Annotated in this window: 2 protein-coding genes; both read left to right on the top strand. The window is 50.3% G+C overall.

Annotated features, from left to right (window positions below; translation table 11 throughout):
* A partial coding sequence (locus ACYQ11_RS22005; protein WP_459925985.1) for a transposase domain-containing protein occupies positions 1–302 on the top strand: 302 nt, incomplete at its 5' end.
* Entirely contained in the window at positions 194–1486 is a 1293-nt protein-coding gene (gene tnpC / locus ACYQ11_RS22000; protein WP_459925984.1) for an IS66 family transposase, read from the top strand. The genes ACYQ11_RS22005 and tnpC, both read left to right, overlap by 109 nt.
* Positions 1487–1532: the final 46 nt, after the last annotated feature.

Raw genomic sequence — 1532 nt, 5'->3', positions numbered from 1 at the left:
TGAAAGAGCAGATTCTGATTCTGACCGCTCGGCTTTACGGCCGAAAATCGGAAAAAAACAATCAGCTTTACGAACAGCTTCTTCTGTTTGAAGAAAAGCAAGACGAAGCCATAATACCCGCACCGGAAGATGATGAAGTCACCATTCCGGCCCATTCACAAAAAAACGTGGCCGCAAAGCTATCTCTGACGATTTGCCTCGGGTTGACGTCCTGGTCGACATCGATGAAGCAGACAAGGCCTGTGAATGCGGATGTACTAAAATCCGTTACGGAGAAGAAGTCACAGAAAAATACGATGTGATCCCACCGACGTTCCGTGTGCTTCGCATCATCCGCCCGAAATATGCCTGCCGGGCCTGTGAAGGCGTCGAGAGTGAAAAACCCGCCGTGATGATCGCCCCGGTTCCGAAAACCCTGATCCCCAAAGGGAACGCCACGGCCGGATTGGTCGCCCACATCGTCACACAAAAGTTTGTTGATGCCATACCCTTCTACCGCCTTGAAAAAATACTGGCCCGACACGGGGTCATAATCCCCAGGGCCACATTGTGTAATTGGGCGATCATGGCCGCTGAGTTTTGTTCGACGCTCATCGAACTCCTCAAGAAGGAATTAAGGTCGTGGCCTTTGATCAACGCCGATGAAACGGTACTACAGGTACACAAAGAGGCTGGGCGAAAAAACACAAGCCAGTCGTATATGTGGTTGTTTTGCGGAGGACCGCCCAGCGCCCCGGTGTATCTTTTTCATTACGATCCGCACCGGTCGTCCCAGGTTGTCAAAGACTATCTGAACGACTACAAGGGCTATGTTCAAACCGATGGCTATGTGGGCTATGATTTTCTTGACACCATGAAACCCATCCACCATGTGGGTTGCTTTGCCCACGCCCGGAGGATGTTCATTGATGCAGCCAAGGTCGTTCCCCGTAAAAACGGTGAAAAAATGATGTCGCATGCAGATGAGGCCGTCAGGTTTATCAAAAATTTGTACGCTGTTGAAAAGGAACTTCGTGAAAACGCCCTCGACGACGATCAAAAAACGGCCTGTCGTCAGGAGAAGTCAAAACCAATTCTTGATGAATTCAAAGCCTGGCTGGACAAGAACGCCCTGATCACGGTTCCCAAAAGCGCCCTCGGAAAGGCCATTGCATATACATTAGGTCAATGGCCTCGCTTGATTCGGTATATCGACCGTGGATTTATAAGCCCTGACAACAACCGGGCCGAAAATGCGATACGCCCCTTTGTTGTCGGTCGTAAAAACTGGCTGTTCTCAGATACGCCCCGAGGTGCTCACGCCAGCGCGATACTCTACAGCCTGATCGAAACAGCCAAAGCCAATGGTCTTGAGCCCTATCAATACCTCAAATACATCTTTGGCAAACTGCCTTACGCCCTTACCGAAGACGATCACAAAGCCCTGCTGCCACAATACCTTGATCGAGAGGATCTGGCTGCGTTTACACAGGGTGTGGTTTATTGAGCGCTTACAGATCATCAGCCAGATACGAGCCAATCAGCTTATCCGA

The organism is Desulfatiferula olefinivorans, assembly GCF_054657895.1.
The sequence above is the reverse complement of the archived record's forward strand: the minus strand, read 5'-3'. Positions and strand labels throughout refer to the sequence as shown.